Annotated in this window: 15 protein-coding genes, 2 pseudogenes and 1 riboswitch; of the genes and pseudogenes, 8 read left to right on the forward strand and 9 right to left on the reverse strand. The window is 35.0% G+C overall.

The features are described from left to right. Nucleotides 1-15: 15 nt before the first annotated feature. The 7 genes from MKY00_RS02095 to MKY00_RS02125 all read right to left on the reverse strand — a co-directional run bounded on the left by MKY00_RS02095 (nucleotide 16) and on the right by MKY00_RS02125 (nucleotide 9,996). Nucleotides 16-3,570, reverse strand: coding sequence for a glycosyltransferase family 2 protein (locus MKY00_RS02095; protein ID WP_000559077.1), 3,555 nt, complete (start codon nucleotides 3,568-3,570; stop codon nucleotides 16-18). Next, nucleotides 3,557-4,597 (reverse strand): HEAT repeat domain-containing protein, encoded by a 1,041-nt coding sequence (locus tag MKY00_RS02100; protein WP_016716338.1) that lies wholly within the window; start codon nucleotides 4,595-4,597, stop codon nucleotides 3,557-3,559. The genes MKY00_RS02095 and MKY00_RS02100 overlap by 14 nt, the downstream gene beginning before the upstream one ends. Continuing rightward, nucleotides 4,594-5,478, reverse strand: coding sequence for a response regulator (locus MKY00_RS02105; RefSeq protein WP_001992429.1), 885 nt, complete (start codon nucleotides 5,476-5,478; stop codon nucleotides 4,594-4,596). Before MKY00_RS02105 ends, MKY00_RS02100 begins: the two co-directional genes overlap by 4 nt. Nucleotides 5,479-5,678: 200 nt before the next feature. Further along, the gene (locus MKY00_RS02110; RefSeq protein ID WP_000461542.1) at nucleotides 5,679-6,371 is read right to left on the reverse strand and encodes an amino acid ABC transporter permease; all 693 of its coding nucleotides are present in this window, start codon (nucleotides 6,369-6,371) and stop codon (nucleotides 5,679-5,681) included. Nucleotides 6,372-6,462: 91 nt separating this feature from the next. Then, nucleotides 6,463-7,257 carry an ABC transporter substrate-binding protein gene (locus tag MKY00_RS02115; RefSeq protein ID WP_016716339.1) on the reverse strand — a complete coding sequence of 265 codons (795 nt, stop codon included), beginning with the start codon at nucleotides 7,255-7,257 and terminating at the stop codon, nucleotides 6,463-6,465. 121 nt (nucleotides 7,258-7,378) lie between these two features. Then, complete coding sequence (locus tag MKY00_RS02120; RefSeq protein WP_016716340.1) at nucleotides 7,379-8,101, reverse strand: amino acid ABC transporter ATP-binding protein; 723 nt, start codon at nucleotides 8,099-8,101, stop codon at nucleotides 7,379-7,381. Between the two features lie 170 nt (nucleotides 8,102-8,271). After that, entirely contained in the window at nucleotides 8,272-9,996 is a 1,725-nt protein-coding gene (locus MKY00_RS02125; RefSeq protein ID WP_016716341.1) for a methyl-accepting chemotaxis protein, read from the reverse strand. Nucleotides 9,997-10,368: 372 nt separating this feature from the next. Here MKY00_RS02125 and MKY00_RS30145 point away from each other — a divergent pair. Further along, nucleotides 10,369-10,554: pseudogene (locus MKY00_RS30145) on the forward strand (HAMP domain-containing protein); the annotation flags it as partial. 369 nt (nucleotides 10,555-10,923) lie between these two features. Further along, nucleotides 10,924-11,496, forward strand: a pseudogene (locus MKY00_RS30150) (methyl-accepting chemotaxis protein); the annotation flags it as partial. A gap of 30 nt (nucleotides 11,497-11,526) precedes the next feature. On the opposite strand, the gene MKY00_RS02135 reads toward MKY00_RS30150, so the two are convergent. After that, complete coding sequence (locus MKY00_RS02135; protein WP_029141040.1) at nucleotides 11,527-12,861, reverse strand: FAD-binding oxidoreductase; 1,335 nt, start codon at nucleotides 12,859-12,861, stop codon at nucleotides 11,527-11,529. 244 nt (nucleotides 12,862-13,105) lie between these two features. Here MKY00_RS02135 and MKY00_RS02140 point away from each other — a divergent pair, with 244 nt between their 5' ends. From MKY00_RS02140 to MKY00_RS02155, 4 genes are all read left to right on the forward strand, one after another. Next, nucleotides 13,106-14,770 carry a glycoside hydrolase family 13 protein gene (locus MKY00_RS02140; RefSeq protein ID WP_016716343.1) on the forward strand — a complete coding sequence of 555 codons (1,665 nt, stop codon included), beginning with the start codon at nucleotides 13,106-13,108 and terminating at the stop codon, nucleotides 14,768-14,770. A gap of 207 nt (nucleotides 14,771-14,977) precedes the next feature. After that, on the forward strand, nucleotides 14,978-16,615 hold the full coding sequence (locus MKY00_RS02145) for a PTS transporter subunit IIBC (RefSeq protein WP_000705540.1): 1,638 nt from the start codon (nucleotides 14,978-14,980) through the stop codon (nucleotides 16,613-16,615). Nucleotides 16,616-16,619: 4 nt separating this feature from the next. Then, a complete protein-coding gene (locus MKY00_RS02150) occupies nucleotides 16,620-17,411 on the forward strand; it encodes an endonuclease/exonuclease/phosphatase family protein (protein WP_000771972.1) in 792 nt (263 codons plus the stop codon). A 305-nt stretch (nucleotides 17,412-17,716) separates the two neighbouring features. Then, on the forward strand, nucleotides 17,717-20,578 hold the full coding sequence (locus MKY00_RS02155) for a YhgE/Pip domain-containing protein (RefSeq protein WP_016716344.1): 2,862 nt from the start codon (nucleotides 17,717-17,719) through the stop codon (nucleotides 20,576-20,578). A gap of 42 nt (nucleotides 20,579-20,620) precedes the next feature. On the opposite strand, the gene topB is transcribed toward MKY00_RS02155, so the two are convergent. Next, nucleotides 20,621-22,810: a DNA topoisomerase III gene (gene topB, locus MKY00_RS02160; protein WP_016716345.1), complete on the reverse strand. Its 2,190-nt coding sequence runs from the start codon at nucleotides 22,808-22,810 to the stop codon at nucleotides 20,621-20,623. Between the two features lie 221 nt (nucleotides 22,811-23,031). Then, a riboswitch (TPP riboswitch) is annotated at nucleotides 23,032-23,141 on the forward strand. 63 nt (nucleotides 23,142-23,204) lie between these two features. Between topB and thiM the strand changes: the two genes are divergently transcribed. Both thiM and thiE read left to right on the forward strand, forming a co-directional pair. Further along, nucleotides 23,205-24,020 carry a hydroxyethylthiazole kinase gene (thiM, locus tag MKY00_RS02165; RefSeq protein ID WP_338083326.1) on the forward strand — a complete coding sequence of 272 codons (816 nt, stop codon included), beginning with the start codon at nucleotides 23,205-23,207 and terminating at the stop codon, nucleotides 24,018-24,020. 16 nt (nucleotides 24,021-24,036) lie between these two features. Beyond that, nucleotides 24,037-24,711 (forward strand): thiamine phosphate synthase, encoded by a 675-nt coding sequence (thiE, locus tag MKY00_RS02170; protein WP_016716346.1) that lies wholly within the window; start codon nucleotides 24,037-24,039, stop codon nucleotides 24,709-24,711. Nucleotides 24,712-24,781: the final 70 nt, after the last annotated feature.

Here is a 24,781-nt window from a genome sequence, read left to right on the forward strand (position 1 = left end):
GTAGCTTGCTTTTTGTTATTTTGTAGCTTGATATACTTTTTGCATGTAGTAGTAACTCTTCTTGAGTCGTGATGTGTATTCGACAACATCACCCCATTTTGAATAGTTATACATAGCATATTCGCCATCTTGTGCAGTTGTAATGTTTTCAGCTCCAATTTGAACTGTAAATCCAATTGCGTTAATAATTTGTTTCGTAGTTAAACCATCTATTTCTTCGTTTGCATAAATATCACCAATAAATTCTTTTATGTTTGGTGCTTTTGCATTTAATACCATCCAAGGAATTCGAAGCTCAATGGTTTCTTTTGCAGGAGTAGAAAAATCTGCAAGTGAGTTGTAATCAGCACTAGCCGGATTGCTATTTCCCATAGTTAATGCTCCGACATTAAATTTTTCAAATGGCAATTGCTCCTGAGTAAGTGGTAATGTAATTGGCAAACTTAATGCTGTATAAATAGGGGAGAATTGCCCGCTATTTTTTTCAGGTTTTGTATAAGGAACTAGATTTCGTTGGAAACCAAATTCATAAGAGAATACATCATAGTAAGAATCAACAAGTACTTGATTAGATTGTCCGCCGTGCAGATCAATTTTAAAATCAGCGCCTTCTTTCATAGAAAGGCCGTTAAATTCTTTATTTCCTTGTTCAGGTAATATGTTTACTCCAATTGTAATAGGTTCCTCTTCAAGAGGTCTAGCTTTTGGACGATGAATGGATAAGTATAAATAGGACTCATCGTGTGTTACGAAAGTCGTGTAACCATTCTTATCTCCAATTTTTGTTTTTGTTTTCCAATCACTCGTATCACCATCGACATTAATAGTATGGGATTCAAATGATAGCAAACCGAAATGTTGTTCAGGAACTTGTACGTTGTTCCAATGTGGTCGTTCTTCCGTATTATCATATTTAGTTGTATTCCAAGAGAATTTAAACCATTCATCTTGCCAAATGAATACAATACCGCCGGCCAATTTCGCCTGAATAATATCTTCGAAGAGCTCTGCATTACGTTTCCCTTGTTCATCTTCATTCATATGCCCTTGGTCTTTTCCATGTATATTTTTATGAGAAATACCTCGGGATCCTGGGATACCAAATTCTGAAATAACAACAGGCATTTCATGTGAATCATGCAAGTCTTTTAAATAAGCAGCGTAACTATTGGATTGCCCGCGATGGTCTTTGAAATTTGTTTTATCTGGATCGAAATTTAAGAAGTCAGGGTAATAAGGATACACGTGATAAGAGGCAAACGCCCCGCTTGGGTAATTCTTATTAGCAAAGATATGATTTGGATTTATAGATACAGCATCTTCACCGATGAACGGTTCAGCAGGGTGATCTAGTAAATCTGTTGTAACCCAGTTGGAAAAAGCGATAGGCTGAGCGGTCTCATATTTGCTAATAGAATATTGAGCGATATGATTCATTCCTTCAGCTAGCCAAATTTCAAACGGACTGGCGTTCTTCGCTTCGAAATATTTCCCCTTAAATGAAGTTTTATCAGCATGTTTTTTATTGGTTTCGATGACCATGTCAGGATCCCACTCAATCCCCAGAATCCAACCAGCTAAATATTGTGACACATCATAATTATATTCGCCGTAAGCATGTCCTTTTTCAGCAGCGATTGTTGTATTACCATGAATTACATCGGCTGTTCTTTCAATATTTTTAAAGAGTTCATTTTTTGATTTGTAAGCATCTTTTGTTTCTAACAGTTGTTCTTCTTCAACCCATACACCATGGAAGAAATATAAAGGTTGTTTTGCTTGTTGGTTAAATTCAAATAAAGCCTCGTAAAAAGCAGGAGGGTGAATGGTATAAATACGAATCGTATTTGCACCCATTTCGCTAATTTGTTTCAACCATTTTTTATATTCTGCTTTTGTAATTGCAGCATCACCTGGAAATGCCCCTGGTTTTGCCATACCTAGGTTCACACCTTTAATTGTCCAATCTTCCCATTTGCCTCCTGTATAATGCTGAAGGGTTTGCTTATTTCGCTCTGCTTTAAAACCATATGAAATATTATCTGCAGTGCTTTTTAGGAGCGTTGGTTGCAATCGGTGTTTTGTTGCATCTATCCCGAAAATAACTGCTAAAATAATTAGGATGAAGGCAATTCTTCGTAGCCACCAAAAACGTTCTGAAGATTGGTTTTCAAGAGATTTACGTTTCATTTTCCCCCAACCTTTAATTCGGAAAAGACTTTGAAATAGTCCTAAAAATCGGTACCAAACAGTCAGCGGACGATACCAAAATGATTCAGTTAACGACCAGAGAAGTAAGAGTGTGAAATCTTTAATACTATTTTGCTTTTTCATACTCCATTCTTCTAATAAAACAACTCCTACGGATAGGAATGATCCGTATAGTACGGTAGCAGCTAACAGTAAAAATACATATTCTGTGAAAATTTCATCGAATAGTAAATGATATAGTAGTAGTAAATAGCCAAGTATTTCAATAATAGGACCGAGCCATTCTAGTAATAAATAAAACGGCATTGCAATCATACCGAAAGCTTTATATTTTGGACGGAATAAAATATCCTTATGGCGCCATAAGGTTTCACCTAAACCACGGTGCCAACGACTCCGTTGTTTGCGGAAGGTTGTTAAATCATCGGGAGCCTGTGTCCAACAAATTGCGTTTGGATTATAAATGATTTTCTTCTCTTCTCCATCTTGTAAAGCTTTTTTATGGAGGTGAACGACAAGTTCCATATCTTCTCCGACAGTTTTTCGTTGATACCCTCCAACACGAATAACTTCTCCTTTATCGAAAATACCGAATGCACCAGAAATGATAGGAAGAATATTATACTTGCTCCATGCTAAGCGCCCAAATAAGAATCCACGCAAATACTCAATAATTTGCATGAGAGCAAGAGGTTGTTTTGGAAGACGATTTTCGATCATTTGACCATTTTGTATGTAAGAACCATTCACAATACGAACACTTCCGCCAGTTACCATAACTTTCTCTGGAGATTCATAAATTGGTTTCATAGCTTTCATAAGTGCATCACGTTCTAAGAGAGAATCAGCATCTAATGAACAAACATACGGATAGTTTGAAATGTTGATACCTGCATTTAAAGCATCCGCTTTGCCGCCGTTTTCTTTATCGACAACAATAATTTGTTTATTAACAGATGAGCGATATGTTTTTCGAATGGTCTCTGTTTCTAATTGTAATCTAACCACGTTCTGGATTTCATATAGTTGGAAATGATCTTTTAATTGTTCTAACGTATCATCACTTGATCCATCGTTTACAACGATTACCTCAAACTCAGGATATTCTAACGTTAAGAGTGATTGGACACTTGATACGATAGTGACTCCTTCGTTATACGCAGGAACAATAATAGAAACAGGTCGAGTAATACTAGACTGCAAATAATGAAGTAATTCTCTATTTTCATCACGTTCCCGTTTTTTTCTCAAGGTGAATGCAGAAATAAGAAATATAGCGGTATAGAATAAGATAGCAACGCCCATGTAGAGTAAGAAGAGCCATTGTGAAATTTTTAAAAATATATCAAGATAATGCATGTGTTGTCACATCCTTTCGTGCTAGAGCCTCTAATGCACTTTCACGTGCGAAACGATCAGGGTGATGTAAGGCAATTTCAATATATTTTTCTTGCCAGTTTGAATAATATTGAATTGCATATTGGACTTCACGACGTACCCACCAAGATTGATGCCCTGCTTGTTCTAGTAAATAAGGGAAATACATTTCATCTTTAAAGGGGCTTATTACACGAATAAGCATGAGGTGAATTTGCCAACTGTCCTTTTTAAATAAATGTTTAACATGCTCTTTTGTTTCTGCTTTCGGCATTAACTTTGAAATAGCATGTAACGAGCGAATAATAATTTCTTCATCTTCATTCGTTAAGTTTTGAATGAGGAAAAGATAGCAGCTATTCTCTTCCCGTGTACCGATTGCATTTAAAATTTCATATTGAAATTGTTTAGGTAATGTATGGAAAAACTCAACCCAAACAGAAAAATTTTCAGTTTGAGAAATACTTAAAGCGATCATAGTGATGGGAATAGAGTCATGGACTCTTGTAGCAAGTAAAATTGCTTGTCTTGTGTTTAATGTACTTAATGTAGTAAATGCTTGATGCTGGATAGATCCAGATGTTTGAGTGCAGATAGCTTTTACCTCATTTTCAAACTCTTTTATTTTGAAGAAAGAAATAATATCTAATATATTTTGTTTTTCTATATGAGTGCCGTGAGCTAATTTTTCTTTATAATGGGGAAACAAATAGACTTGTAATAAATGATGAATGCGTTGTTTTTCATCAATCCCGGATACGAGCTGTGTAGCTTTAATGCAGAGAGATTCTAGTGCGTGAATATCTGCTGTATGTTCAATTTTGAAATCATGGCATTTATTATGCATGATAAATTCATATAGAAATTTTCTATTTTCTTCTTTCCATTTATGATTTTTTCTTTTGAAATTTCTACTACGTAATTTTAGTGAAATTAAATATATATACGCTATAAGAATAGCAACTATTAAAAAGATAACTATGGATTGTACAATTGTAACTATAATCAATAGCCTTCATTCCTTCCTTCTAATAAGTGCGCCAAACGAACCTTAAATTCTAAAGGTGAAAACGGCTTTTCAATAAAATCATCAGCACCGGCTTTAAATGCTTCCTCCAGGTGGTGGGCTGTTGATTTAGTAGAGGTCATAAAAATTCGGAAATGTCGACTAGGCAACAATCTCTTTAATCGATTAATAAGTTCTAAACCATCCATTTGTGGCATCATCCAATCCACAATTAGTATGAAGAATGGAAACTGTTCATAGATTTTTTCTGTGAAAAAGTGCTTTCCGCTAGTGAAATGATATACGTTTAGTAAAGTTGTATATTCAGTTTTTATAAATTTTGTTAATAAGTCGTCAGCGGTTACTACTAATAGTGGAGGGGTTTGGCGAGATACTGACATATATTTTTGTAATCTCTTCTGGATTGTTTCAAAAGGTAATTTTGTATGTAACACCTCTTGTACTACGTGATGCATAATTTGTTCATCATCTACGTTCTCATAAAAATAAATGATAGGCTGTTGTATGAAATGAAGAGGAATAGTCTCTTTATATACAACAACACAATCAGCATTATTTATGTTTTCGACAAATTGAATGGAGGTATTATGAAGTACCTCAGGGATAGTGCCAATTATGTAAACTTTAAGTAGCTGCTCATCCTGTTTAAAAGAAAGCATCATTTCTGTGATATGCTCGACTACATCGTAAACAGAACTAGAGTCTTTTAGAGTTGTAGATAATTGTTGTAAATCTTTTTGTAATTGATAGAATCCTAATGTTTCAGCCAGGCTGGTTAGGTTATTTATGTAGCTTGTAAGTTGCTGAAGGTTATAAATTTGATATCTTTGTTTCAGCCAATCTTTATAAATTAAATCTAGCATAGCGACCTCCTTATACTATTTAAGATGTCTATACGTGTACACCCATCTTTACTATATTATGGATAATTTTATGCTGTGTAAAGAGGTAGACTGTGGAAATATGATAAATTTCTTATACATGGAAAAATATTATTGAAGTAAAAAGTATGGAGCAGAAACAAAAAAAGGTTAAGGAAATAGACCTCAACCTGCTAGTTTGCTCAAAGAGAAATTTCTTTTGTTTTCTTTTTGACAGTTTGTATAGAGCTAGTTTCTTTTCGTTGTAGTCGTTTTTCTAAAAGGTTAACAAGGTACGTGAATAGGAGAACAAGAACAAGATAATATAAACCAACAATTATGTATGTATCTAATTGTTGGAAGTTACCTGCAGCAATGGATAAACCTGATCCCCATAATTCGGACAATCCTACATATGCAACGAGGGAAGAGTCCTTTAATCCAATAATAAACTGATTTCCTAAAGGAGGAATAGATTGACGGAATGCTTGCGGTAATACAATACGGCGCATCGCTAAAGGATACGGCATACCTAGAGAGCGAGCAGCTTCCATTTGCCCACGATCGACAGATTGGATAGAGCCTCGGAAAATTTCAGTAATATATGCACCGTTATGGATTGCTAAAGCAATGGCTCCTGCCCAAAAAGGAGTAAAAACAACAACGGATGTAATCCCGAAATAGAGAATGGCGATTTGAACAATTAAAGGTGTACCACGAATAATGGCGATGTATACGTGAGCAATACTATTTAAAACTTTATTGTTAGAGATTCGAAAGAAAGCAAATAGTAATCCAATTAGTGAACCGAGTAATAGGGATGTTAGTGTTAATTGTAATGTGACAATAGTAGCTTTTAAGAGTGTGGGATAGGTAGAGATAAAAATTTCAAACATGCGTTTCACCTCATATTGTATAGATTTTAGTAGAGAATGAAATGCCCCACACAAAGTGGGGCATGATTTATGGAAACTTTGAAGGGCTAAATTACTTCGTTTTTTCCTCTTCACCAAGAATATTACGCCCAAACCATTTTTTACTGATTTTTTCATACGTACCATCTTTAATAATTTCATCTAAAGCTTTATTTACTTTCTCGACCATTTCTTTATCATCTTTACGAATAGCAATTCCCATTTCATCAAGGTTTAGTGGTTTTCCAGCTTCTTTTATATTTGATTTACCTTCTTTGATCATGCGTAAACCAACCATTTGATCTGTAATTACTGCGTCGATACGTCCAGGCTCTAAGTCCATAAGTGCAGTAATATCGCTATCGTATTCTGTAATTTGATCTGTATGTTTTGCAACAAGGTCTTTAAAGGTACTAGCTTTTACAACACCAATTTTCTTACCCTTTAAATCTTCTGGAGAAGAGATAGATGTATTCTTTTTAGCTACAAAAATTTGGGCACCAGAACGATAATAAGGATTTGAGAAATTAACAGCTTTTAAGCGTTCTTCTGTAATTGCCATACTGCCCAGTATTACATCATACTTTTTCGCTTTGAGACCTTGGATTAGCGTTTCCCATGGATTTGTAATAGGGGTTGGTTTCATATTCATTTTTTTCGCAAGTGCTTCACCTAGTTCTACATCAAAACCGACAAGTTTTCCGTCATTTTCTTTATAGTTAAAAGGTTTATATAAGCCACTCATCGCATAACGAAATTCTTTTTTACCATTTGAAGAAGTAGTAGCACTTTCCTTACTACAGGCTCCTAGTATAAAGGAAGCGCATAATGTAATACTCGCAACAATAGTTAATAGTTTTCTTTTCATAAAACCCCTCCTATATATTGATCATACGGATGGTTTTAAGTATGTTATTGAAATATTTTATTTAGATGATTAGTTGTGCACCGTATGAATGTATTTCTTTTCGTTTGAAACAGAAGTTATATTATAAAACGTTGCGTAAAAATTGTTTCGCTCGTTCATGTGATGGAGCTGAAAAGAATTGTGCTGGCGGAGCATCTTCTACAATTTTTCCATCATCCATAAAAATGACGCGATCAGCTACATCTCTTGCGAAATTCATTTCATGAGTAACAATAACCATGGTCATTCCTTCTTCAGCAAGTTCTTTCATAACTTGCAATACTTCTCCAACAAGTTCAGGGTCTAAAGCGGAGGTAGGTTCATCAAATAGCATAATTTTAGGATTCATAGCAAGAGCTCGTGCAATAGCAATACGCTGTTTTTGACCACCTGATAGGAGATGGGGCGTTACATCTGCTTTATCTTGTAGGCCGACTTTTTGCAGAAGCTGATTTCCGATTTTTTTTGCATTTGCTGCTTCTAATTTTTTTACATGAATAGGTGCTTCTATGATGTTTTCTAGTGAGGTCATATGAGGAAAGAGGTTAAAGTGTTGAAAAACCATACCGACATTTTCGCGGACTTTGTTTAAATTTGAATGCTTTGGATCAATTCGTTCACCTTGTAAGTGAATTTCACCTTCATCGTACATTTCTAAAAAGTTAAGACAGCGAAGTAATGTACTTTTACCGGAACCACTGGCACCAATTAAAACGACAACTTCTTTTTCTTGTACTTCTAAATCAATTCCTTTTAAAACGTCAAGTGAGCCAAATGATTTTACTAGATTTCGAACCTGAATCATACAAAACCCCCAGTCAAAAATATATTTTACAAATGTTGCCCCTTATTTCTGTTATTAGTCACAAATTGTCAGAATCCTTTATTTTTTTCAAATGACAGTTCTTATATAAATAAATTTGAATGTATAGTTCAAATGGAAAAACCACCTAATTCAGGTGGTTTTTCATATACTTACAAGTTTTTGATTTTAAATTGAGTGGCAAACGTTTCTAATTCTTCAACAAGCTTTTGCATTTGAAGAGACATATGTGTAATATCCTGTATTGATACCGATTGGGCTTGTGAAGATTGGGATGTATAATTAGTCTCCGAAACTATATTTTGTGAAATTGAAGAGATATTAATAAGTGCGCTATTTATCTCTTCTGAGCTTGCTGACATTTCTTCTGCACTTGCTGTTATATCTTGTATTTGATCTGTAACTTCATTAATATGATTCACAATATTATGGAATGCTAATTTTGCATTTTGCACAGCATGAATGCCTTCTTGAATTTCTTGTTGTCCTTTCCCCATAACGTTGACTACATCTTTTGTATCATTTTGTACAAGCAAGTTAAGTTTTGTAATATCTGTAGCTGCTTGTTTTGATTGTTCAGCAAGTTTACGAACTTCTTCAGATACAACAGCAAATCCCTTTCCATGTTCACCGGCGCGGGCGGATTCAATTGCGGCATTTAAAGATAATAGATTTGTTTGTTCAGAAATGTAAGTAATAGTTTGTAATGCTTTATCGATATCTTGTGTACGAACAACCAATTGATCTACCACTTTATATATTTCATCCATGACAGTATGGATAGTTGTCATTTGAGAAATGGATTTTTCAATGATTTCAGTTCCTACATTCGCCTTATCAGAAGTAGAAATAGCTAAGTTTGAAATCGTTGTAGAAGATTCAGCTATGCTTTGCACTCCATTTGCTATTTCATCCATTGCTGTAGAACTATCTTTAATATTTGCAGACTGATCATTAATATGGTGAGACAACTGTTTCATTGCATTTGCGATGTTATCCATAGTGGAAGAGGAAACGGTTGCTGTTTCAACGATATGATTTGTAGAGCTTTTGACTTTTGCACTTGTTTGAATCACATTGTTAATAATTTGTCGTAAGTTTGATATCATTTGATCAAAACTATTAAACATATGACCAAATTCATGATGATATTGTTTTGGTACGGCAATGGTTAAATCCCCTTTTCCAGCTGTATTCATTATGCTCCGTAATGAATTGATTGGATTTATAATTGATTTAGCAGTAAATAAGGAGATAAGAATGCAAAGAACTAAACAGGCAATGAATAAAATAATAGTTATGCTTATCACTTGTTTATAAGAGTGTTCGCTGTCGTTATACAGACTCTCAGCTAACTTTTCGTTATAATCACTAAGATTTTTTAAAGCATCTACTGTAGCCGATAAATTAGGATCAACTGTAGTTAGGTAAAATGAATACGCCTGATTAAGTTTATTTTCTTTAATGAAATCAAGCATTTGAGTACGATGCTTTTTATAGTTTTCTAGTTTTTCTTTATATTGGCTAAGGAGTTTTTTTTCTTCGCCTGTTATATATGTATTTTCGTATTGAGCCTGTAGTTTTTCGGTTTCTTTATTTGTATCATTTAATTTATTTAAAATTGTAGTACGTCGATTCTCGTCTTCCGTAATAATGAGTTCCTTTACATAACTAAACTCTTGGTACAGGCTGCTCTCAATAGATCCTAGCCATTTTATGGGTTGTAGACGATCCACATATACAGTTTGAAGCTGTTTGTGCATGTGTTGTAAATTTATATAATTTACAACGCTAATAATTAATATGGAAAGAATGGGGACTGCTACTAACAATATTAATCTGTTTATAACGTTTAATCGATATAAAATTTTTAACATAGAATCACCTAACCTTAAATTATTTAGTTGAATATGTAATTGGCATCCAAATAAAATTATACATTATTTTCATTTTATATACAGAAAAAGTAATGTAATAAATATGTAAATAAAAAAATAAAAATCAATATATCTTTCTATAAGGAAAATATGGATAATAATATATAGGTAGTACTTATATTACTTATAAAAAGGGGGAAAGAAGAGATGGAAAAAGAAAGGAAGGCATTTTCCTTTGGCTTACGTACACAACTTATGCTATTCACTACAGTTTTAGCTTTAATTACATATTCAACAAGTATATTTTTTATTTATGTGATATATGATTATTTTCAAAGTTATGTAAGTCAAACTGCATATAATATTATCGTTATGCTATTAGGAGTAGTATGGTCTGGAATTTTAGCATATGGAGCAGCCATATTTTTAATTAAACCGCTTCGAAAGTTAGAGGAGGCGGCGAGAAAAGCGGCTGAAGGAGACATTCGTGAAGATGTTCCGTTACCAAAGACTGATGATGAAATTAAATCTTTAAGCGTTGCATTTAATATGATGCTTGGGAACTTAAGGGGCATGGTAAAAAATATTGATACAACATTTTCGTATACAAACAATCAAGTACAGCAAATTAGAAAACAAACAGGCGAAGCAACGAAACAAGCACAAGGTGTTTCTGAAACTCTTGCAGAGATTTCTTCTGGCGCTGAGCAATCAGCGGCATCGATTCAAGCGATTGTTTCCGCTGTTGATACAACAACTTCTATTGCAAGTGAAGTAGAAGAGAAAGCAAAACAGTCTGATGAGTTGTCTTCAGAAATGGTTCAAGCTTTAGGGCATAGTACTCGTGTCTTTACGTCTTTAATTCAAGGTATTCAAACATTGGCGAAAGAAAATGAAGATTCAATGCAAAATGTACAGAAGTTAGAGGAAAGAATGAAACAAGTAGAACATATTGTATCTGTTGTGAGTGAGATTGCTAGCCAAACGAATTTATTAGCACTTAATGCTTCTATTGAGGCTGCTCGTGCTGGAGAGCATGGACGGGGCTTTGCCGTTGTAGCTGAAGAAGTACGTAAACTTGCAGATGAAAGTGACCATTCTGCAAGAAATATATCGCAGTTATTACGGAATATGCAAGAGGAAGTGCAACAAGTTGCAACGAAAATGACAGAACAAGTGAAAATAGCTAAAGAAGAGGCGAAACGTGGGGAAGCTACCGAATTAATTTTAAAAGAAATGTCATCAAGTGTTATGGAAGTAGCGGATGCAACGAAGCAAATTAGTAGCTATATGAATGAACAAGTGAGTCACATTCATCAAACAGGTGCACAGACGAAGGCTGTAGCAGCAATTGCTGAAGAGACGTCAGCTGGTTCACAAGAAGTAGCACGTGTAACGTTGCAACAATCTAAAAATATGATAGCGATCGATCAATTATTAAAGGATTTAGAGAAACAAGCAACAGACTTGAAACAGACAATTGAAAGATTTTCAATGTAGAAAGGAAGAACGGTATTTTGTTCTTCCTTTTTACGTATGAAAGGGTGGGATACTTTGTTGAAAACGAAAAACGTTGCAAGGATCATATATGGTTTTCACTTTACGTAATCTTTGAAAGTTAGGGCCATAATAACTAGTTTGCCAATTTTTAATGTCGATATCGGGCCAATTGACATAGTCACCTAGTGTATAAGGATCTAAGCTTTCTCGTAAATCTTTAACCCAGCGTATATTTCGATTTTCTTCATCATCACATTTCCAAGAGGTAATGTATTCTTGCGCAATAATTGCTTTGCGATGGAAATAAGCTGTTTCAGTAGGCGGAATATTTTCAACAGCACCTACGAGCGATTGGTGCCAAATACTCGCATCCTTATTTGGTGCATGTGAAAGAAAATACTGCATGATTTGAATTCCTTTAAGAGGAATAGGTTTATATACGTAGGAACCGGAGCGCTTGAAGTTTTCAGGGATGTTACCACTGTTAAAAAATTCAACAGCCTTTATATAAGGAACTTCATCTATAAAGAGAGAGGGGGTACCAGTTTCAAGAAGAGGAGATAATAAGGAATGGAGTTCAGAGGGAGAGCCAACAAATTCACCTTGTGCTTCAATTTTGTTTTGTTGTTTTGTGAATAATTCAATTGATGAAGTGAGACGTTCGTCTACATAAGACGCCCAGTTTTGCCAAGCTTGAAAGGCAGCAATAAAATCTTCCCATTCCCATGTAATGGAGAAGATTGATACATTTTTTATAGGGTGTACGCGAAAAGTCAAAGAAGTAATAATTCCGAAGTTTCCACCACCACCACCGCGGCATGCCCAAAACAAGTTATGGTTTTCATGTTCGCTTGCACGAATGATTTTTGCTCCAAATTTACCACATGCTTGTACCATTTCAACTTCTATTAATTGATCACATGTTAATCCAAATAAGTGTGAAAGCATACCGATGCCCCCGCCAAGTGTTAATCCAACAATTCCAACGCTTGCACTTGTACCAGCCGGTATTGTCACATCATAATTCCAAAGCTCTTTATAAACAGTGCCAAGATTTGCACCAGCTTCAATTGTTGCTGTTAATGTATCTGTATGAACAGTAATGCGATGCATTTCACTCACATCAATAATAAGTCCTCGATTTAAAAGAGAAAAATTTTCATAGCTATGACGTCCGCTTCTTAAGCGAAATGGTACATGACGCTCGCGTGCCCATTTTAAGGCGTTACATACATCAGTTTTATTTTGGCAAAAAACAATAATGCAAGGGAGTTTTGGAATACTTAAATTTAAGTTCATTCGGGCTATGTCATAGTCAGGATCTGAAGGAACAACGATACGACCTGTTAATTTTGTTTGTTTCAATTTATCACTCCTTTCTAAAAATAAGCAGTGTTTTTATTAATATATGAAAAGTATATGTAACGTGCGTGGACAAGAGCAGGTGAGGAATGAGATTTGCTCTTGTGAGAAATAAATAAAGCATAAGAATAAGGAATCTACATAGAGTTCAATGAAAACAGTTGCAAACTATTCATATTTTGTTATGATAGTGTTACGAAAACGTTTGCATAAAATTTCCGATGGGATGCAAAAGGAGAGAATGACTATGAATAAAACATGGTGGAAAGAAGCGGTTGCTTATCAAATTTACCCACGTAGCTTTATGGATTCAAATGGTGATGGTATTGGGGATTTACAAGGTATTATTGCAAAACTGGATTATTTAAAAGATTTAGGTATAGATGTAATTTGGATTTGTCCAATGTATAAGTCACCTAATGATGATAATGGTTATGACATTAGTGATTATCAAGATATTATGGATGAGTTTGGTACGATGGAAGACTTCGATGCTTTACTAGATGAAGTTCATAAGCGTGATATGAAGCTTATTATTGATTTAGTTATTAATCATACAAGTGATGAACATCTATGGTTTATTGAGTCTCGTTCATCTAAAGACAATCCGAAGCGTGATTGGTATATTTGGCATGATGGTAAAGATGGTGCGGAACCAAACAACTGGGAAAGTATTTTTAATGGTTCGGCATGGGAATACGATGAAGTAACAGGACAATATTATTTACACTTATTCTCACGTAAACAACCAGATTTAAACTGGGAGAATAAAGAAGTTCGCGAAGTGTTATACGATACAGTTAATTGGTGGCTTGATAAAGGAATTGATGGTTTCCGTGTGGATGCGATCAGCCATATTAAAAAAGAAGATGGCTTTAAAGATATGCCAAATCCAAAAGAACTAAAGTATGTACCATCTTTTGATAAACATATGAATGTGGATGGTATTCAACCTTTATTAGAAGAGTTAAAAGAAAATACATTTTCTAAGTACGATATTATGACTGTCGGTGAAGCGAATGGTGTTAAGATTGAAGATGCTGAGCTTTGGGTTGGAGAAGAACAAGGTAAGTTCAATATGGTATTCCAATTCGAACATTTAAGCTTATGGGATGCAGAAAAGAAGAAAGATCTTGATGTTGTAGGGTTGAAAAAAGTATTAACGAAATGGCAAAAAGGTCTAGAAAATAAAGGATGGAATGCTTTATATATTGAGAATCACGATAAGCCACGTATCGTTTCAACTTGGGGAGATGATAAACAATATTGGCGTGAAAGTGCGACAGCTCTTGGAGCGATGTATTTCTTTATGCATGGTACACCGTTTATTTATCAAGGACAAGAAATTGGGATGACAAATGTTCAATTCCCAAATATTGAAGATTACGATGATGTAGCAATTAAAAATTTATATCGTGAGAAAATTGCAGAGGGTGTATCTCATCAAGATATGATGGAGATTATATGGGCTTCTTGCCGCGATAATTCACGTACACCTATGCAGTGGAACGATGAGATGAATGCTGGCTTCACAACAGGTGCCCCTTGGTTTGGGATGAATCCAAACTATAAAGAAATTAATGTTGAAAAGCAAAAGAGTGAAGAGAACTCTATTTTCAATTTCTATAAGAAAATGATTGCCTTGAAAAAAGAGCACGATGTACTGAATTATGGTACGTACGATTTACTTTTAGAAGATGATCCGCAAATTTATGCATATACTCGTACATTAAGCGATGAAAAAATCGTTGTAATTAGTAATATCTCAAAAGAGGAAGCTGTATATAATGAGGGTTCATTCGCGCTAGAACGCAAACGTTTGCTTTTAAATAACTACGAAGTTGCGGAACATGAACAAGTAACTACAATCACGTTAAAGCCTTATGAAACAAGGGTTTATCGTATTTCATAATAAAAAAGGATGCTCTTAGAGCATCTTTTTTTATGAAAAAAAATAAATTTCTATTGCAAAGTGAAAACGCTTTTATTAAAATAGATTTATGAAAACGGTTGCGTAAAGGGATGAGAACAAATTAAAATGAGGAATCGTTTTCATAAAGGGAACAGAAATTATAATTTAAATCATTATGTTGTTATAAATAAAGGGGAGGAAGAACAGATGAAAATTACGTCTTTTGATTTTTGGCAAAAGTTCGGGAAAGCGTTATTAGTTGTTGTAGCTGTAATGCCAGCAGCTGGTTTAATGATTTCTATCGGTAAGTTAATTGGGATGTCTGCTGGGGATATTAACGCAGTTCATACGATCGCTCGCGTAATGGAAGACATCGGTTGGGCAATTATTACAAATCTACACATCTTATTCGCAGTAGCAATCGGGGGATCTTGGGCAAAAGATCGCGCAGGTGGTGCATTTGCAGCGCTATTAGCATTCGTCTTAACAAACAGAATTACAGGAGCTATATTTGGCGTAAACGCTGAAATGTTAGCGGATTCAAAAGCGAAAGTTTCTTCAGTATTAGCAGGAGATTTAATTGTAAAAGATTATTTTACTTCTGTACTTGGTGCACCAGCATTAAACATGGGAGTTTTCGTAGGGATCATCACAGGTTTCTTAGGAGCTACTTTATATAACAAATATTATAACTATAATAAACTGCCACAGGCATTAGCATTCTTTAACGGAAAACGATTCGTACCATTCGTTGTAATTGTTTGGTCTACAGTAACTGCAATTGTATTATCACTTTTATGGCCATTCATCCAAAGTGGATTAAATGAATTTGGTCGCTGGATTGCAGCTTCAAAAGATAGTGCACCAGTTGTTGCACCATTTGTATATGGAACGTTAGAGCGTTTACTATTACCATTCGGTTTACACCATATGTTAACGATTCCGATGAACTATACAGAGCTGGGCGGAACATATACGATGTTAACTGGCTCAAAAATTGGACAAGTTGTAGCAGGACAAGATCCTTTATGGCTTGCATGGATTACAGATTTAAATAACTTATTAGCAAATGGAGATACAAAAGCATATAACGATCTACTAAATAATGTTGTACCAGCTCGTTTCAAAGCTGGACAAGTTATCGGTTCATCAGCAGCGTTAATGGGTATTGCATTCGCAATGTTCCGTAATGTTGATAAAGAAAAACGCGCAAAATATAAACCAATGTTCTTATCAGCAGCGTTAGCAGTATTCTTAACAGGTGTAACAGAACCAATTGAATTCATGTTCATGTTTATTGCTCCAGTATTATATGTTGTATATGCAATTACAACAGGACTTGCATTCGCATTAGCAGACTTAATTAACTTACGTGTTCACGCATTCGGATTTATTGAGCTAATTACTCGTACACCGATGATGGTGAATGCAGGACTAACTAGAGATTTAATCAATTTCGTTATCGTTTCATTAGTATTCTTCGGTCTGAACTTTACATTATTCAATTTCTTAATTAAAAAGTTCAACTTACCAACACCAGGACGTGCAGGTAACTACATTGATAACGAAGATGAGTCATCAGAAGGAACAGGAAATGTACAAGATGGTTCATTAGCAACAAAAGTTATTGATTTATTAGGTGGAAAAGAAAATATTGCTGACGTAGATGCTTGTATGACTCGTTTACGTGTAACAGTAAAAGATTTAGATGTTGTTGCACCAGAAGCACAGTGGAAACAAAATGGTGCTTTAGGACTTATCGTAAAAGATAAAGGTGTACAAGCTGTATATGGTCCGAAAGCTGACGTATTAAAGTCAGACATTCAAGATATGTTAGGTGCGTAATAATATGAAATTGCTAACTTTAAACTGTCATTCTTGGCAAGAAGAAAATCAAATAGAAAAGATAAAATATCTTGCTAAAGTCATTCAAGAAGAAGAGTACGATGTCATCGCATTGCAAGAAGTAAGTCAGTCGATAGGGGCTAAAAATGTATGCGGTAACAAGAAAGAAGATAATTTTGGACTTTTACTATTAGAAGAGTTAAAAGCGTTATATGTAAAAGATTACAATATTACTTGGGATTTCTCTCATATTGGTTATGATGTGTATGAAGAAGGATTAGCGATTATAACGAAGCATAATGTTGTAAAAGAAGATACGTTCTTTATTTCAGAAAATAAAGATACAACGTATTGGAAAACACGCAAAATTGTAAGTGCAACAATTGCTTATAATGGTAAGAACATCACGTTTTACTCTTGCCACCTCGGTTGGTGGAATGATGAAGAAGAATCATTTAAAGATCAAGTGAATCGTTTGATGGAGCGTGTAGATAGCAATGAACTTTCCTTCTTAATGGGTGATTTTAATAATAACGCTCGTTTGCAAGGGGAGGGCTATGAATATATGATGCAAAAAGGTTTGTACGACACATATGAACTAGCAATAGAGAAGGATGAGGGAACAACTGTCCAAGGTGAGATTGCTGGTTGGGATGAAAATAAACATAATCTACGAATCGATCTAATATTGTGTAACCGAAGTGAAAAAGTTCGTTCTTCAAAAGTTATTTTTAATGGTACAAACCGAAATGTAATTTCAGATCATTTCGGTGTAGAAGTACAAGTAGATATATAATAGAAGAAATCCTCACAGATGATAAAAAGCTGTGAGGATTTTTTTAGGAATACAAGTATTTCCAAGAGAAAATACTTGTATTTTTTATGACATTTCCTATATATTTGTTATTATTGAATGTAAAACCGATTTGGTCATTTTGTATTCATACTTTGACTGACTTCGTTATATAATGTAGTAAGTCAAAGTTAATGGGAAAAAATAGTTCGTTTCTGGTTAATCCACGATGTAGAAAGTGATATAATTGCAAAATGTATGTATCATTTTCTAAAGAAGGAAAAATATATAATTAGGTGATAACTTCTATGAAACAAATTTGGCGTATTTATAAGACAGATTTACGGAATGTAGCGAAACATTGGGCTGCAATTGTTATTGTTGTAGGGTTAATGATTTTACCATCGTTATATGCATGGTTTAACATTAAAGCTTCCTGGGATCCATACGGAAATACAAAAGAAGTTCCCATTGCAGTTTCTAACCAAGATGCAGGCTCTAATTTAAGAGGAAAAGATATCAATATCGGGAACGAGATTGTAGATTCTCTGAAGAAAAATAAAAATCTTGGCTGGAAATTTGTGGATGAAAAACAAGCAATTTACGGAGTTGAACGCGGGGATTACTATGCAAGCATTACAATCCCAAAAGATTTCTCTGAAAAGATTGCAACTGTTCTGGATGAAAATCCACAGAAACCAGAACTTGATTACTATGTAAATGAAAAGGTAAATGCGATTGCACCGAAAATTACAGCAAAAGGTGCATCAGGTATTACAGAAGAAATTAGTAAAAACTTTGTTAAAACAGCGAACGGTGAGATTTTTAAAATCTTCAATGACCTTGGAATCGATTTAGAAACAAACTTACCAAGTATTGAGAAAGTAAAAGATCTTGTATTTAAGTTAGAAGCGCAGTTCCCAGAAATGAATACATTGATGGATAAGGCGTTAGATGATGCGACTCGAGCAGAGGATGTTGTGAAAGTAGCGCAGAAAGAATTGCCGGTTGTGGAAAGTGTTATTAATGATGGTCAAGAAGCGTTAGGGAATTTAGATAAATTCTTTGCAAGACAAGATCAAACATTGAAAAATGCTCCAGGGACGATAAGAAATGATTTAGTAGCAGCAAAAGGTGTTATGGATAGTGCAGCTGCATTTACTGATTTTCTAATGAATCCAGGTGTAGAATTAAATATTCCTGACTTGTCTGGAATGAATGGATTACCTGAATTCCCAGCGAGACCGGATCTTTCTAAGTTGAATAGTGATGGTTATAAGAGTATAGCGCAAAGTATTAATCAAACAGTAAATAATGTTTTAAGTTCATCACGTGCAGGAACAGCTTATGGGAAAAGTGTTTTAAATGGCTTACAAAATGGCCAATTTGACCCTGAACAAGCAAAGAAAGATTTAAATTCGGTATCAGATAAATTGCAGACTGGTACAGATGGTATTTCATATCTTATTAATTTCTTTACTGAACTTCAGAACTCAGCGACGACTGATTTTGGTCAAAGCTTTTTCAAAGGGCGAGTGGGTCACTTAACTAATGTTAAAAAAGGTATGGAAAATGCAAACAATGGTATTAAAGATATTGTAAATGTTATCGGTACAGGACAAGAAGTAAAGAAAGATGTAACAGATGTAGCGAATCAAAAATTAGATGCAGCAAATGGATTAATTGATCAAGCAGAAAAAGATTACAATGAAACATTTGTAGCAGATTATAAAAAAGCAGTTAGCACAGTAGATCAAGCTAAAGTTGATGCAAATGCAGCATATGACAATGCAAAAGCAGATTACGATAAAGCAAAAAATGGCCTTGAAGGTGCAAAAGCAGATTTACAAAAAGCAAAAGAAGATGTACAAAACAGAGGTATTAACGGTTTAGACTCAACGAAAGTAGCTTTAAATAGTTTAAATGGTCAGTTCCAATCTGGAATCGGTTTAATCGATGATATGATCCCTGTTCTAGAAAGCACAAATAAGGTTTTAGCGGATGTAAATAGTGATAAAAATCTTAATAATGGAATTGCAAAATTAAATAAAGCGAAAAGTAGTCTGCAAAAAGGTGTAGATGCAACGAATAAGGGAATTACACTTCTTAACAATGGACAGAAACCTACAAAAGATGTAATTGAAAGTATTAACAACGCTGCGAAGGGCGGGTCAGCTCAGTTAACAGATGTATTATCGACGTATGATTCAGAAATTGTACCTAATTTCAATACAGCAATTGCTCGTACAAAAGAGATGTCGAAAAATACAACTCAAATTTTAAAAGAAGCAGACAAAAAGCTTCCAGACGTTAAAAAGTTACTAGAAGATTCATCAAAAGGCTTAGTAGACGGTAAAAAGAAATTAACAGACATTAAAGCTGACATGCCGGAAACTGAGAAAAAGATTAAAGAATTAGCAGATAAAATTCGTGATTTTGAATCTGAAGAGGATATAAAAGACATCATACGCTTATTGAAAAATGATGTTGAAAAGCAAAGTGACTACTTTGCGAATCCAGTAAATTTAAAAGAGAATAAATTATTTGCGATGCCGAACTACGGTTCAGCAATGTCACCATTCTATACAGTGCTTGCATTATGGGTAGGCGCACTATTAATGGTTTCATTATTAACAGTAGAAGTACATGAAGAGGGCGCGAATTATAAGAGCCATGAAATTTACTTCGGACGTTTATTAACATTCTTAACGATAGGTCTTTCGCAAGCGTTTATCGTATCGATGGGAGATATATTCTTACTCGGTACGTACGTAGTCGATAAATTCTGGTTTGTATTATTTAGTTTATTTATAGGTGGAGTATTTGTTTGTATCGTGTACTCACTCGTTTCTATTTTCGGAAACGTAGGGAAATCGATGGCGATCATTTTACTTGTACTGCAAGTAGCAGGATCGGGCGGAACATTCCCAATTCAAATGACACCAGCGTTCTTCCAAGCAATTTATCCGTTCTTACCGTTCACATACGCAATTAGTGCAATTCGTGAAACAGTAGGCGGAATGCTTTGGGATATCGTAACGCGAGATTTACTTGTGTTAAGTGCTTTCGTAGTAGTTATGATTGTTGCTGCGTTATTATTGAAAACACCAATTAACAAATCAAGTGAAAAATTTGTTGAGAATGCAAAAGGAAGTAAAATTATTCATTAATAATAAAAGGTTCCTACCGATAGAGGTAGGAACCTTTTTTATTTAATCAAATTTTAATTTTTTTAATGCTTCTGCGAATGGGTTATTTAATGGTTCTTCTTCTTTTTTCTGCTGTTTCATATATTTTTGAACGTCGCGCTTATCAGCTTTGTTTCCAGATTCCTTTTTACGTCTCTCTTGGAATGTCGATAATTTCTCGCGATAGCCACATTTACATGCGAAGATTTGTCCAGCACCTTCACCACGTAATTCTAATTTTTTCTTACATTGCGGACAACGAGCGTTTGTTGTACGAGATACATTTTTACGATGACCACATTCACGGTCTTGGCAAACGAGCATCTTTCCTTTTTTGCCGTTTACCTCTAGCATTGGTTTACCGCAATCTGGACAAGACTTTGTTGAAATATTGTCATGTTTATATTTTTTATCACTCGATTTAATTTCAGAAACAATTTCTTTCGTATAGTTTTTCATTTCGGAAATGAATACTTCTTTTTTCAGTTTACCCTTTGCAATTGCCTCTAGCTTTTGTTCCCACTCACCAGTTAATGTAGGTGATTTTAACTCTTCTGGTACTAAATCAAGTAACTGACGGCCTTTTGAAGTAATATGAATATCTTTACCGCGTTTTTCAATTAAGAATGAATTGAATAGCTTGTCGATAATATCAGCACGCGTTGCTACAGTACCTAATCCACCAGTTGATTTTAGCGTATCAGCAAGTTGTTTATTTTGCGTATCCATATATTTTGTAGGATTTTCCATTGCTGAAAGTAAAGTCGCTTCGTTAAAACGTGCAGGTGCTTTCGTTTGACCTGATGTTTGCATAATTAATTTTACAGTTAATGTATCGCCTTTTTCGATGCGAGGTAAAAGTTGTTCTTTTACGTCATCAGTTACATCATCATCTTCAAAGCGATTTTCATATACTTCTTTCCAACCGGCATGTAAAATTGTCTTTCCGCGTGCAATGAATGTTTCATTGCCGACCTTTGTGCGTAACGTTAGTTGTTCGTATTCGAATGCTGGGAATAAAACAGCTAAGAAACGTTTTACAACTAAATCATAAATTTTACGTTCTTTATCTGTGAAGGCTGAGAAGTTAACGTATCCTTCTGTCGGAATAATTGCGTGGTGATCGCTTACTTTACTATCATCAACAAATGATTTATTAGCCTTGATAGGCTTTTGTAATACTTTATGTGCTAAAGGACGATATTCCCCAACGCCGCACGCCTTTAGACGTTCTGGAAGTGTTCCAACGATATCAGATGAAATGTAACGCGAATCTGTACGAGGGTATGTTAGCACTTTATGTTGTTCATACAATTTCTGCATAATGTTTAATGTTTCTTTCGCAGAGTAACCGAACTTTTTATTTGCATCACGTTGTAATTCAGTTAAATCGTAAAGACCAGGAGAGAATGATTTCTTCTGTTTTTTATCAATTTCCATAACAGTAGCATTATGTTTATCTAAACCTTTTACAATACCATCAATTTTTTCTTTATTAAAACTGCGGCTATTGCCATTTGCATCTTGCCAAGTTAGTTTTAATTGATTTGTCGTTTGAGCTTCGATGCCGTAGTAAGTTTGAGCTTTGAAGTTCTTTATTTCATCTTCACGATTAGCGATCATAGCGACAGTAGGTGTTTGCACACGGCCACAGTTTAGCTGGGCATTAAAGCGAGTTGTTAAAGCGCGAGTCGCGTTAAGACCGATATACCAGTCAGCTTCTGAACGTGCAACTGCTGAAGCGTATAAATTGTCATATGCTTTACCTGGTTTTAAATTTGCAAAACCATCTTTAATTGCTTTATCAGTAACAGATGAAATCCATAGACGTTTAATTGGTTTGTTAATTCGAACCTTATCAATAATCCAACGAGCGACTAATTCTCCTTCACGCCCAGCGTCTGTTGCTACAATAATTTCATTTACATCTTTTCTAAGTAGCTGACTTTTTACAGCATTAAATTGTTTCCCAGTTTGTTTAATAACCGTTAATTTCAAACGCTCAGGTAGCATAGGTAAATCTTCTAAATTCCACTTTTTATATTTCACATCATAGCTTTCTGGATCTGCTAATGTAACAAGATGACCTAAAGCCCAAGTTACAATATATTTACTACCTTCAAGATAGCCATTTCCTTTTTTATCGCACTTCAGTACGCGAGCAATATCACGTGCAACGGAAGGCTTTTCAGCGATTACAACGCTTTTTGACATATTTAAAACATCCTTTCAAATTTCCATACGTTAACTATAGCATACATCTTCTTGAGATTCAGTTTCGCTCCAGATTTGAACGTTTTTTAATGGGATAACATCTGTTTGAAAGTGAATGATCGTGACAGAATATAATATGCACCATGATGAGACTGTGAGAAATAGAAAAGTAAAGAACTTGTTATTTTACTAGAATAAGAGTAGACTTTGAAGTAGATGAATACTAAACACATGGGAGTTTGTGGATACAAACTGAGAGTATGACTAGTCCGTCATTGACCATTTGAACCTGTTGGATAATGCCAGCGTAGGGAGAGTGTAAAAGCACATGTTCAGGCACTTTGCGTACGCGCAAAGTGCCTTTTTGTGTATCTCCCATAACTATAGTTAGGAGATGAGAAGGATGAATATGAAAGAAATTAGTAAAGTAGTGGATTTGGTGAGAGAATCTAATCCGCTCGTTCATAATATTACAAATGTTGTTGTAACAAATTTTACAGCTAACGGTTTGTTAGCGTTAGGGGCATCGCCTGTAATGGCGTATGCAAAAGAAGAAGTGGCAGAAATGGCTAGCATTGCTGGAGCGCTAGTATTAAATATGGGGACACTTCGTCCTGAAGAAGTAGAAGCGATGTTACTTGCTGGTAAATCTGCAAATGTGAACAATGTACCAGTACTGTTTGATCCAGTTGGCGCAGGAGCAACGTCGTATCGAACAGAAGTTGCGAGACATATTCCGGCTGAAATTGAATTAGCGATTATTCGCGGAAATGCAGCTGAAATAGCGAACGTAATTAATGAGAGATGGGAAATTAAAGGGGTAGACGCTGGTGCTGGAAATGGTAATGTCGTAAGTATTGCAAAGCAGGCAGCAGATGAACTAAATACAGTTGCAGTAATTACTGGAGAAGAAGATGTTGTTACAGATGGAGAGCGAACGATTGTTATTCAAAATGGTCACTCTATTTTAACAAAAGTTACGGGAACTGGTTGTTTGCTAACTTCTGTAATAGGAGCATTTGTAGCGGTAGAAAAGGATTATGTAAAGGCAGCGATAGCGGCATTAACGTTTTATGGTGTAGCCGCGGAACTAGCAGCTGCTAAGACAGTAGAAAAAGGACCTGGTAGTTTCCAAATTGAATTTTTAAATCAGTTAGCGAATACCACTTCGGGTGATATAGAGAAGTATGGGAAGATTGAGGTTATATAGTAAGGAGGGAAAATAAATGTCGCGTATTTCAAAGGCAGAAATGTCTAGGTTGTTATCCGTATATTTTATTATGGGAAGTAACAATTGTACGAAGGATCCACTACAAATATTGAAAGATGCACTTGAAGGCGGTATAACAATTTTTCAATTTCGTGAAAAGGGAGAAGGGGCTTTAACAGGAGAAGAACGTATTTGTTTCGCAAAAGAATTACAAGCAATTTGTAAGGAGTATGGTGTACCATTCATCGTAAATGATGATGTGGAACTAGCACTTGAGTTAGATGCGGATGGTGTGCATGTGGGGCAAGAGGATGAAGGAATTACTTCTGTTCGTGAAAAAATGGGGGATAAAATTATCGGTGTATCTACACATACAATTGAAGAAGCGTGCTGGGCAATTGAAAACGGAGCGGATTATTTAGGTGTTGGCCCTATTTTCACAACGAGTACGAAAAAAGATACGAAAGCGGTGCAAGGAACGAAAGGTTTAGCTCATTTTAGAGAACAAGGAATTACAATACCTATTGTCGGAATTGGAGGCATTTCAATTGAAAATACCGCTTCGGTTATAGAAGCAGGTGCGGACGGTGTTTCAGTTATTTCAGCGATTAGTTTAGCTGAATCTGCGTATGAAAGTACGAAGAAGCTAGTAGAGGAAGTGAGTAAGAAGGGGACTTCACACAAATATTAAAGAACATAATGGAAGAATGGACAGTTAAAAATATTTAAACAAACGTTTGATTAAAAAAGCACAAACCCTT

The organism is Bacillus sp. FSL R9-9834 (genome assembly GCF_038006905.1).
Taxonomy (GTDB): domain Bacteria; phylum Bacillota; class Bacilli; order Bacillales; family Bacillaceae_G; genus Bacillus_A; species Bacillus_A pacificus.